General features: G+C 51.6%; 13 protein-coding genes, 1 tRNA gene and 1 pseudogene. All 15 read right to left on the bottom strand.

Translation table 11 applies throughout. From position 1 onward, the window contains the following. Positions 1-213, bottom strand: a 213-nt coding sequence (locus QZ506_RS12670) for an HP1 family phage holin (RefSeq protein ID WP_367273020.1), incomplete at its 3' end; no start/stop codon positions are given. Between the two features lie 413 nt (positions 214-626). Then, positions 627-2,348 carry an ABC-three component system protein gene (locus QZ506_RS12665; protein WP_291971495.1) on the bottom strand — a complete coding sequence of 574 codons (1,722 nt, stop codon included), beginning with the start codon at positions 2,346-2,348 and terminating at the stop codon, positions 627-629. Next, the gene (locus tag QZ506_RS21640) at positions 2,345-2,593 is read right to left on the bottom strand and encodes an ABC-three component system middle component 6 (RefSeq protein WP_367273019.1); all 249 of its coding nucleotides are present in this window, start codon (positions 2,591-2,593) and stop codon (positions 2,345-2,347) included. Before QZ506_RS21640 ends, QZ506_RS12665 begins: the two co-directional genes overlap by 4 nt. After that, positions 2,590-3,510, bottom strand: a complete 921-nt coding sequence (locus tag QZ506_RS12660; protein ID WP_291971492.1) for an ABC-three component system protein — start codon at positions 3,508-3,510, stop codon at positions 2,590-2,592. The genes QZ506_RS21640 and QZ506_RS12660 overlap by 4 nt, the downstream gene beginning before the upstream one ends. Positions 3,511-3,557: 47 nt before the next feature. Then, entirely contained in the window at positions 3,558-3,749 is a 192-nt protein-coding gene (locus QZ506_RS12655; RefSeq protein WP_291971490.1) for a type II toxin-antitoxin system RelB/DinJ family antitoxin, read from the bottom strand. A gap of 119 nt (positions 3,750-3,868) precedes the next feature. Continuing rightward, a pseudogene (locus QZ506_RS21635) lies at positions 3,869-3,958 on the bottom strand (holin); the annotation flags it as partial. A gap of 84 nt (positions 3,959-4,042) precedes the next feature. After that, positions 4,043-4,118: transfer RNA gene (locus QZ506_RS12650), tRNA-Phe, on the bottom strand. Between the two features lie 285 nt (positions 4,119-4,403). Further along, positions 4,404-5,228: an antitermination protein gene (locus QZ506_RS12645; protein ID WP_291971488.1), complete on the bottom strand. Its 825-nt coding sequence runs from the start codon at positions 5,226-5,228 to the stop codon at positions 4,404-4,406. Positions 5,229-5,328: 100 nt separating this feature from the next. Next, positions 5,329-5,691: a RusA family crossover junction endodeoxyribonuclease gene (locus tag QZ506_RS12640; RefSeq protein ID WP_291971486.1), complete on the bottom strand. Its 363-nt coding sequence runs from the start codon at positions 5,689-5,691 to the stop codon at positions 5,329-5,331. Next, entirely contained in the window at positions 5,688-5,981 is a 294-nt protein-coding gene (locus QZ506_RS12635) for a hypothetical protein (RefSeq protein ID WP_291971484.1), read from the bottom strand. Before QZ506_RS12635 ends, QZ506_RS12640 begins: the two co-directional genes overlap by 4 nt. Next, positions 5,966-6,385, bottom strand: a complete 420-nt coding sequence (locus QZ506_RS12630; protein ID WP_291971483.1) for a hypothetical protein — start codon at positions 6,383-6,385, stop codon at positions 5,966-5,968. The genes QZ506_RS12635 and QZ506_RS12630 overlap by 16 nt, the downstream gene beginning before the upstream one ends. Beyond that, complete coding sequence (locus QZ506_RS12625) at positions 6,378-6,827, bottom strand: recombination protein NinB (protein WP_291971481.1); 450 nt, start codon at positions 6,825-6,827, stop codon at positions 6,378-6,380. Before QZ506_RS12625 ends, QZ506_RS12630 begins: the two co-directional genes overlap by 8 nt. Further along, on the bottom strand, positions 6,824-6,964 hold the full coding sequence (locus QZ506_RS12620; RefSeq protein WP_291971479.1) for a hypothetical protein: 141 nt from the start codon (positions 6,962-6,964) through the stop codon (positions 6,824-6,826). The genes QZ506_RS12625 and QZ506_RS12620 overlap by 4 nt, the downstream gene beginning before the upstream one ends. Beyond that, positions 6,964-7,815 carry an ATP-binding protein gene (locus QZ506_RS12615; RefSeq protein ID WP_291971477.1) on the bottom strand — a complete coding sequence of 284 codons (852 nt, stop codon included), beginning with the start codon at positions 7,813-7,815 and terminating at the stop codon, positions 6,964-6,966. Before QZ506_RS12615 ends, QZ506_RS12620 begins: the two co-directional genes overlap by 1 nt. Continuing rightward, on the bottom strand, positions 7,812-8,687 hold the full coding sequence (locus QZ506_RS12610) for a replication protein (protein ID WP_291971475.1): 876 nt from the start codon (positions 8,685-8,687) through the stop codon (positions 7,812-7,814). Before QZ506_RS12610 ends, QZ506_RS12615 begins: the two co-directional genes overlap by 4 nt. Positions 8,688-8,803: the final 116 nt, after the last annotated feature.

The raw sequence follows: 8,803 nt of genomic DNA, 5'->3' as shown, positions 1-8,803 counted from the left end.
GTAGTACCAGTTGATTACAAAAGTGCCGATAGTGCAGACCATACCGACAATAATTGCCCAGTCACCAAGGCTTAACCCGGCAACCTTATCTGCAAGCAGCAGGACGCTCTCTTTGGTTGATGCGGCGTAGGCTCTGGCAGATGCGCCAAGGCCCATTAAGCCCGTCCCGCTTCCGTATGAAAGCCTGCTGTAGAGAGTGCTCATTCGTGTCATACCCTCACCTCCCGGCAGGGATGGCGATATCTTATTGAAAGGGGAAATTAAAAAGCCACGCATAAGCGCAGCCTGAAAGGTTTGACGGGTACTTCTCACGCCCGGCGCGTGTTCCCTGCTGTCACCACAACCGCCAGGAAATACTGCTTGTTATGGTATCCTCTGGATAACCACAACCCGATGTAAGGAAATCAAATGAGGTGACTGCTCCCCGCCCTATCGGGCGAGGGTTTACGGCAGATCTTGCTAATCCAATAAAACCGCAAGGGATCCGAAACCACAACCGACACCACCAGCGAAACCAGCCTCTCTCCCGCCACGCGAGCGGAACCTAGCCACTGTATTCCACATCCAAAACCGGATATTTTACACTGCAATCAACACATTGAATACACGACCCATAAATCGGATGTTTATCCAAATCTGAGGCCAAAAAGCCCGCCATCTTCTGTAGCATCGGTCAAGCGTTTGGGTAGTACATATTCGTTGAGATCGAAGCCATCTATTGTTTCCTTAAAGGCGTCGTCTTCGTTCATTGTCACGATGTATTGGAAGTTAAGCTCTTGGGCGATCTCTGAGCCAAGACGCAAGGCGCTGATAACTTGGCGCCCGTCAACGCCGTCAAATAGATGGCTGTCATGAATCAGGAATCCTGGCCCTACCTGCCGCTTGGCGCATAAGCGCATAAGCATCATATCAAAGCAGAAAATCTGCATGTTCTTGATGCCCTTGCTGCGCTGTCCCTGCATCGGAAACTTGAAGATAGGTCCGTTGGAGGTTTCATCGATCGTCATGCTGCCGGCTGACTCATAGAGGCGTTGCGAGATTTCCTCGAAGGCAACAATGGCTTCCGCCAGTCGATCCTTCTGCTCGGCGAAATCACGCCGCAGGCGGATCGTGAGGCGATTGCGTTCAATATCTAACTCGTTCTTGGTGCCTTCGAGTTGCTCGGCAGCCTCAAAGCATTGCCGCAGCGATTCCACTTCGGACTCCAGGCGCCCTAATTCTCCCTGCAGCTTGAGGAACTGTTCGAGCGCACCATGGCTCTTGAGAATGCCAAGGATTTCGCTGCGCCGTTGGTCGAGCTGCGCTTTCTTACTGTCACGTAACTCGATGCGTAGCTTGGCAGCTTCAAGCTCGCTGGACAGATAGTCCTTGCGATTGCGCACTACCGATTCGTGAAAGCTCTTAACGTCTTCATAGTGACGTTTAACCAAACCGGGAAGCACGATACCTGCCTCTTGATAGACAGCTTGAAGGTCCTCATGGTCCGGCGTAACCTCGGAGGCGAGAGCGCTTTCCAGATCACGAATAGCCGAGAAGTCGATGGTGTTGGCGTTGGCCAAGTCGTTGAGCTGGCGGGTAAGCGTTGCGCTCTCGACTTCCAGTTGCCGGTACTCCGGCAAAACATGAAAAGTCTCAACTTCTTCGTGAAGCTTCTTGAGGCGAGCTTCTTGGATGGTGAGCTCTGTGCGCAAGTCAGCGGCTTTGCCGATCATAGAACCAAACACACCGTTGCTAGCCGCCTTCTTCAGTTCTTTGAGGGTCTTTTCTCGATCGCGTACAGCTTGCCAATCTCGGGCAATCTGCCAATCCAGTCCGAGTAGGAACATCAGCGCCATCTGCATGTCGCCAGTTCCCTGCATAGTAGCCTGCTTTTCTGGCGTCATAAAGGCACCGCTCGCCTGTCGGCGTACAAAGTAGGCAAACAGCGAACGAAACGAAGGTGGCTTGCTGCCCGCAGCTTCGAGGCTGCTGAGGCCAAACATTTGTTCGCCGAGGAACGCGCACCACTCGGTGGCAGAGAGCTTGACGTTACGTGAGGGCGGCACCGTTACAAAGATTTTAGCTTTGGAGCCACCACTGCGCTCGACGACTGTTCGTTCCAACTTCAGATCGAAGTCCATGCTGAAGGTGTGTTCGGCCAGATCTGCGGTGCGGAAAATCGACTCTTTACCGGCATCGGCACCGAGCAGAAAATGCACCAACTCAACGAAACTGGTTTTGCCGGCACGATTTCGCGTTTGCTTGGTGGTTGCCCCATTTGTTTTTTGGGCGAGCAGCATATTCAGGCCGGGCTTCAGATCGCCAAGATCTTTGAAGCTAGGCAGCGTGCAGAAAATGTGATGAATCACGCTGTCCTCCGGGCCACAAGGCCGCTTTCAAGTTCGATAGTTCCAAGTGCGTATAACAGATCAAGGGAGAGCAAAAACCAGTCGTATGTGATTCGCCGAGGCGTTGCGGTCAAGCCTGTGTCGTGTCTGTTCAATTCCTCCCAGAGTGCGGAGACAGTCTTGGGGCGTGCTAGGAATGTCAATACACATGCACCGACAGTGAGAAGCGCACGATCCTGCGGCAGATGTTTGGATGGCAGAATCATGCAGTACCTACCGCTTGAGCGTCTTCAAAAATTTCGCACTCGTCGAACAGGTATGCCATTACGGCTAACACCGCCGCCTTGTGCGAGGGCGTGGTATTCGTCGTGCCCCCGGCCCACGATTCCAGGCGGCCGAATATTTCATCGGGATGGAGCTGAGGGACTCCATCCCGCAGTCCCACGTATTTGCTCTTGAACGCCTGCGCGATCTGCTCACCGTAGGTAGGGTTTTTCCAGCTATTGAAGAACTGCACAACGAGCGGTGACTTCTGCATACCGATTTTCAAAAAGTCTGCCACAGCTTGAGACAAAAGGTTTGCTTCGATCTTTCCGCGCGTGACGTCCGTGACCTCGCTCGCCGTAGGCACGGGCGTGATGCTGATGTGAGTGAGAACAGCGGCCAGATCGCTGAAGCCCAGATTGACATTTGCTTCCATGGTTAACGAAGGGCCGAACCAAGACTCGAGATCCTGAAGGCTTAGCTGACGGAACTTCGCCAGCATTTCCTCGTAGCCACAGTGCCCGATCTTGATCTGTGGGTTGTCTTGCGCAAGTTTGGCCAAGGCCTCAACGATGTGTGGACCCAGACGCCCATCCGGTGCGTTGTGCACGAACGTCCACTCATCGAAATAATCTTCCCAATGCTCTTGGGCCCCCTCGAAGTCTTCGTTGATCTTCTTTATGGCCTCGGCAGCGGTTAATTCATTGGGGGCGTAACTCTGAAAAAGGATTCGCGCGGAAGGCAGATATCCGTCGTTCTTGCGATCCCCGACATTGCCCCAGGGCCGGCAAGCGATAAAGTTATTGGGATGTGCTTTTGACATCAGCTTCTCGAACAAACATTGAAATCCGTCCCCCTTAGATTCCAGGAAGGCAATGCGGAAGTCCTTTTCGTAGTTGAGTTGTTGTATGCGATCCATGCCTATATACCTTAGCCCTGGTTTTTTTGAGTTTTACAGGCCGAGGCTCATTGCTTGATACTGGGCTGAGCCTGCACACGATTGATATCGAAGGGAAGCGCCTTGTCGGCTGCAATGCGTGTGAGCAGCATTCGAATCGCATCCGAAACGGATAAGCCCATTCCTGCCAACACGTTCGTGGCTTCCTCTTTTACATGTCCGTCAATCCGCGCGCGAACAACATCGTTACTGCTTGCCATAGCATACTCCAAGCTTTTTGTAGCTACATTGTGCTCAAAATGTGCTCCGATGTCATTTGATTTTTGTAGTATTCCTCCAGCATTTCGGTGTGGGGTTCGCTGCTCCACTCGTCTCATGCTGCATAGGCTCTAGCTGATGCGCCCAGCCCTATTAGCCCCGTCCCGCTTCCGTATGAAAGCCTGCTGTAGAGAGTGCTCATTCGTGTCATACCCTCACCTCCCGGCAGGGATGGCGCTGTGTGTTATTGAAAAGGAGAAATAAAAAAGCCGGGCAATTAGCCCAGCCTTGAATATGGTGGAACCCGATAGAATCGAACTATTTCCTGATGCTCTTCAGGCATCCGCGCGAACCATCTACGCCAGAGTTCCAGATGCAAAAAGCCCCAGCTGTCAGGCTGGGGCCTGAATTGGCACCGCCCCTTTCAGGCGGTTTGACGGAGTATTATCCGTTAACAAGACCTCTCAGCCTATGCGGCGGGAGTAGCAAGCCATCGGCTGAACATACCCGCTTGGCGGTTCAATGGTGAGCGCCGCCTCGTTTATCTCACCACCAACAATATGCAATTACCCCATTGTTAGAATGATGATGGGAAAATTTCGCCAAACTGTCAATAGTTAGTTTTTAAAATGCCGCCATCCGTAGCAATCGTGCTCCTATCGAGTAATTTTATGTAGTGCGGCAGATGCCTTTGATTCCTCCTTGAAGCATTCGCCCACAATAGCCTCATAGAATGGCTTGTAGTGACGCCTCCATGATGTTTCCGGTATATCCATCACCTGCAAACACACAGCTCGCCTGACGTTCTCAGAGGGCATTTTGCGGTATCCATTCCCTTTGCACTTCGGGCATTCTTTGTAGACAGGCAAGCCGCCGTTAGCTTTTGTCGCCACCTCATCCACTACCTTCCCCCTTCCCTTGCATCGGCATGAATTGCTGACGACCGCTTTACCGCAGCATGTCGGGCATTGCACGCGAACCACTTCACGCACATTGCGATGCACTTCATAAGCTGATGGGATGAAATCCTTTACTCCCATGAATACAGACATCTTCACGAATTCCTTTTCTCTCTGTGGCATATGGGATTTTGTCGTAAACACCTCCGTATCGATAAACCCATCAGTGCAATCTGGACACGGTTTAACGCTCGCAGCACTAAGCGCATAGTCCTGATATGCAAACGTTGCAAGCACTTGCAGTAGCTTCGATTTAGTATCTTCATCGAGTTCTGAGATAGGCCTGCGTCGTCCCGCCAGACCATTAGCAATGCCTAACAATCCCTCAATCGCTTTATCCGGGCTGCTGACGCCAATCTTAGCCAGGAATAAATCTAACCCTATACCTCCCTCCTGGTGTGTCATGCCAATGGCGGCCATCACATCAGTTATCGACAGTGAGTCTGTTCGTGTTGCCGGGGATTCGTCGGAAAGTTTCGGTGATTTCGGTGAGAAGTATTTCGGTATCGACTCCAAATTCACTTGGCTTTCCTCCGAGGACTGGCATCCCAGCACTGATAATGCCTTGGCTGGATAGTTGAGATGATGTGCGTGAAGAGGTTGAGGATGTCGTGAAGGAATTTCATGCCACCTCCAATTCAGTGATGACGATATCCAGACTGCCTCCACGCTCTTGCTGACCGCGTTTTATCCTGAAATCGTCTATCTGCTCGTCGTCCAGCATGAAGCCCGCATGCGTGAGCGCATCGAAAACCGCCTTTTGCAGGTTGTCGAGGTCACGGCGTCGTTTGTCTGGCGCGTTGGCGATAATGGAAATTTTCAGTCTTGCGGGAGTGTTGATATCGAGGTGTTGCTGTTGAATTATCTGGATGATGCTTTGTCGGTATGCTTTGCCTTTCTCGCTGATGTAGTGCCGATGTCGTGCGTGTCGCCAGTAGGTGTTTAACGATGGTGGCCACGGCAGTTTCAGGTGATATTCCGTCATCGCACTGTTAACCTCCCCTCTCTGGATAATTTTTGGATGGTAAGAATAATGGCGCGATCCATAAGCTGGCGGCGCTCTTCCCGGGTCAGGTTCTTGCCGTTGTCGATCTCAGCATGACAACAGATGCAAAGTGCAGCACTGGCACAGTCATCCGTTTTAATACCGATGCCCTTTCCCTCATTTCGGTGAGCAACCTGCGTTCCCCACCTGCCGCACAGGACGCACTGTTCTATGCTGCCAACGGTGGCCAGCCATTTTTTGCTGCGGTAGGTCTTCAGAACGGAAGGCATTGCTGACCGCCTCCCTGCTCTATCTTCAAACCATGCTGGTACTTGCTCTGGTAACTGGCCCAATGAGCGTGACGGATGATCGATGCCTGTTCGTCAGTCATACAGGGTTCAGGTATGGAGCAGTCTTTCCGGTGTGGTGCCACGCGGATAGCTTTACCAACACGATATATCGCTTCACAGATTGGGCAGTAGTCCGTTGAATCCATGCCGCTGCTCTGCCCATGCCAGAAGATATTTCCCTGCCAGGTTGCACAGGAGCGGCACATAGGCGCGTCACAGGTATGCATCTTGCGGGGCATGCCAGCCATCATGCCGTTTTCATCCTCGTCAGCGACATAGCCAAGAATGCCATCGCAAAGTAAGGTCGCTGGTTTTCCGCAAAACAAACAGGGCATCTTACGCATGACGCTCACCCCACCGCTTCGCCCACGCGATCTCCAGCTTTGATTTTTCGCTGAACCGGACGCCCTGCTGGGTACCGAACCAGTAAATAGCCTCGATGACTTCCACCATCTGGCCTATTTTCATCTTGCTGGTGCGCTGGCCGAACATCACTACGCCACCGTTCAGCCCGGGAGCCATACGCTGCTCCTGCTTTTTGGTCTTAGCCACCAGCGCGGTGATCAGGTCTTTCCAGTCGTCGGAGTCGTATTTATTGCCGAACCACACAACCTGGTCGGAGAGGTCTTTCAGCAGTGGCCACATCTTGCGGTTTTGCTCTGCTGTGCGTTTCATCTCTTTGATATCGAGGATCAGCGGGCGTTTCTGGTCTACCGGAAGATCGCGGATGAAATTGATCGCGTTCTGCTTAACGCTTTCGTTTATGAGGTGGAATTGTTGGCTCACGCGTCACCCCCGAAGAGGTTAAGCGGCAGATAGGGCAAATCGCTGGCGTCGGATAACGTCAGGCGATAGCATTCAGGCTGGTAATGCAATTGCGTTATGGTTAAGAATGCGGGTGAAAGCAGGTTATCGATTATCATCAGATCCCACTCCGCGACCGGTAACTGTCCCAGGTGAAAGCCAGCGTGCAGCCCCCCCCATCCTTCATGCGGTCAATCACCCTCTCACCGATAAATCCAGCCAGTTTGTTCAGCGCCAGATTGCTGATGAGGATAGTCGGTTTCATGCTCTCATAGCGCGTGTTGATGACCTCGAACAAAATCAGTTTTTCTGCGTCGCTGCCGAACTGAACACCGACCTCATCGATGATGAGCAAATCGGGCTGAGTATGGCGTTTAATCACCTCAGCCTCTGAGCACTCAGCGTTTTTGCTCCACGTTAATTTGAATTCCCGAGTGATCCGTAGGGCGGTTGTGAATAGCGCTGAACTTTGGTGCTCGTTGATGACCTGCTTCGCAATGGCCAACGCCAGATGATTCTTGCCTGTACCGGGCTTGCCACACATCACCAAGCCACAACCACGCTTAAGACGTTCAGGCCATTGGGTTGCATAGGTATTACAGAGCGTTAAGCAACATGCCGCATCAGAATTCACGGGCTCGTAATTATCCAGGGTGACATCAGCAAAGCGTTCAGGCAGGCTTAAGTTATCCATGAGCATGTTAATTTTGCTGCGCTTGCGCTGTTTTTCCTGCGCCGCTTCGGCGTGCTCCAACTGCGCTAATTTTTCTTTCAGGCAGAACGGGCATTCGGTTTTGGTCCCAATCCCTTTGCCGTGGAGTGCCATCCTGCGGCAACGCTGTTTAAATACACCGTGCTTGTCACATATGGCTTCAACCTCCTCATACACCGTGTGTTCAAGTGGCTTGGGGGGCGTATTCAGGTCTGCCAACTTTTGGCGCACCGTTGTGATTTCTTCGCTGTAGTTCATACCAGTCCCTTTGCCCAGTCAGGAATTTGGGTTGTGCCGTAATCTCTGGTAGAAAAATTATCTGCGACAGAGGGATGCTTCGATTGCTGAGGTCGTGCAGGTTGCTTTGGCTCAAAGAGTCCTTGCCAGCCGTTGCCAATACTGCGGTTGATTATCTCACCCGGCGAATAACCCATTTCACGGCAGCGTGACAGGGTGTTAATCGACTGCGTGACAGTTTGCCTGGACTTGATGGCTTTCCTGATTTCTTTCCGGTACTGAACCCATGAATGCCACTCGTCAGCAGCTAACCATTTGGGGAGTTCCGCTGTAAGCGGATCGTATGCCGGTGGTGGTGATTTTTTCGGTTTGGGGACTATAGGGGTAATACTGTCTTTCTTGTCTTTTGTATTATTGTCTTTTGTGGTTAGCAACTTCTGCAAAGGTCTGTTAGCAACTTCTGCTAAGTTTTTCTTAGCAGGTTCCGCTAATGTTTCCTTCTTAGCAGGTTTAGCTAATGTTTTGCAGAATCCGTTATTTTTAGTTTCCCACTCAGAAATGCGGGTGTTCATGCCAATCTTCCTGCCTTCCTGAATCAGCACTTTCTTCCTGATGAGATTGTTTTTTGCCGTGGAGCAATGCGTGTGATGCTTGTCGATCATCGCCTCCAGTTGCTCGTTACTTATCCAGTCCAGCTTCTTGCTGTACCCGTATGTTTTTCGCCAAACGGCCATGAGGATGCAGAGTTCAGTCTCTGGTAGCCCTGAACACATGGTTGCATCAAGAAGATCATTAGCCAGGCGCAAGAAACCATCTTCCAGCTGCGCCACGCACGACTCCTTGAGTGCCTCTTCAGGCACAGGAAAATTGATTATTTCAGCAATATTTGCCATAATCCCTCCTGTAATTAATTGGTTATTGCAGTTTTAAGCCGGAAAAGTGTCGTCCCACTGACCGGCTTTTTCTTTTGTGCTTGCATCATGTTCCCCTCCTATGCAGCAAGGCATTC

Origin of the sequence: Candidatus Symbiopectobacterium sp. (assembly GCF_020054415.1) — a bacterium.
Lineage (GTDB): Bacteria > Pseudomonadota > Gammaproteobacteria > Enterobacterales > Enterobacteriaceae > Symbiopectobacterium.
This window is presented reverse-complemented; position numbering and strand designations above follow the sequence as displayed.

Bases quoted from the DNA above. Each gene is read 5' to 3' on its own strand.
- QZ506_RS21640 (WP_367273019.1), bottom strand. From the start codon at position 2,593: ATGATTCTGCCATCCAAACATCTGCCGCAGGATCGTGCGCTTCTCACT.
- QZ506_RS12660 (WP_291971492.1), bottom strand. From the start codon at position 3,510: ATGGATCGCATACAACAACTCAACTACGAAAAGGACTTCCGCATTGCC.
- QZ506_RS12655 (WP_291971490.1), bottom strand. From the start codon at position 3,749: ATGGCAAGCAGTAACGATGTTGTTCGCGCGCGGATTGACGGACATGTA.
- QZ506_RS12640 (WP_291971486.1), bottom strand. From the start codon at position 5,691: ATGACGGAATATCACCTGAAACTGCCGTGGCCACCATCGTTAAACACC.
- QZ506_RS12635 (WP_291971484.1), bottom strand. From the start codon at position 5,981: ATGCCTTCCGTTCTGAAGACCTACCGCAGCAAAAAATGGCTGGCCACC.
- QZ506_RS12630 (WP_291971483.1), bottom strand. From the start codon at position 6,385: ATGCGTAAGATGCCCTGTTTGTTTTGCGGAAAACCAGCGACCTTACTT.
- QZ506_RS12620 (WP_291971479.1), bottom strand. From the start codon at position 6,964: ATGATAATCGATAACCTGCTTTCACCCGCATTCTTAACCATAACGCAA.
- QZ506_RS12615 (WP_291971477.1), bottom strand. From the start codon at position 7,815: ATGAACTACAGCGAAGAAATCACAACGGTGCGCCAAAAGTTGGCAGAC.
- QZ506_RS12610 (WP_291971475.1), bottom strand. From the start codon at position 8,687: ATGGCAAATATTGCTGAAATAATCAATTTTCCTGTGCCTGAAGAGGCA.